The sequence below is a fragment of the Blastococcus sp. KM273129 genome (assembly GCF_021698995.1).
Classification (GTDB): domain Bacteria; phylum Actinomycetota; class Actinomycetes; order Mycobacteriales; family Geodermatophilaceae; genus Blastococcus.
In genome coordinates this window covers 1-411 of record NZ_SSXB01000200.1, presented here as the reverse complement: position 1 = coordinate 411, position 411 = coordinate 1, and the positions used below count along the sequence as shown (strand labels likewise).

At 77.9% G+C, this 411-nt stretch carries 1 pseudogene; it reads right to left on the bottom strand.

The features are described from left to right. Positions 1-411: pseudogene (locus E9565_RS22020) on the bottom strand (TrwC relaxase); the annotation flags it as partial.

The window sequence follows — 411 nt, the reverse complement described above, 5'->3', positions numbered from 1 at the left end:
GCGGGTGGCTTCGGCGGCGGCCAGCCGGGCGGCGTGTGCGGGGCCGAGGTCGGCGCGGTCGCGGGCGAAGACCGCGAGCCACTGCTCCCGTGCCTCGGCGGGGTCGTCGGCGACGAGGTGGGCGGTGTTGGCGGTTCGGCCGCGGGTCATCCCGACGTAGGCCGCGGCCGCGCCGGTGTCCTCGCCGACCACCAGGTGGGCGGCGGTCACAGTGTCGCCTTGGATGCCGTGCGCGGTGGTGGCGTAGGCCAGTTCCACATGCGCGGTGACGTAGTCGGCGGGCGACTGGTCCAGCGGTCGGGGCGTGGCGTGGCGGGTGGCTTCGGCGGCGGCCAGCCGGGCGGCGTGTGCGGGGCCGAGGTCGGCGCGGTCGCGGGCGAAGACCGCGAGCCACTGCTCCCGTGCCTCGGC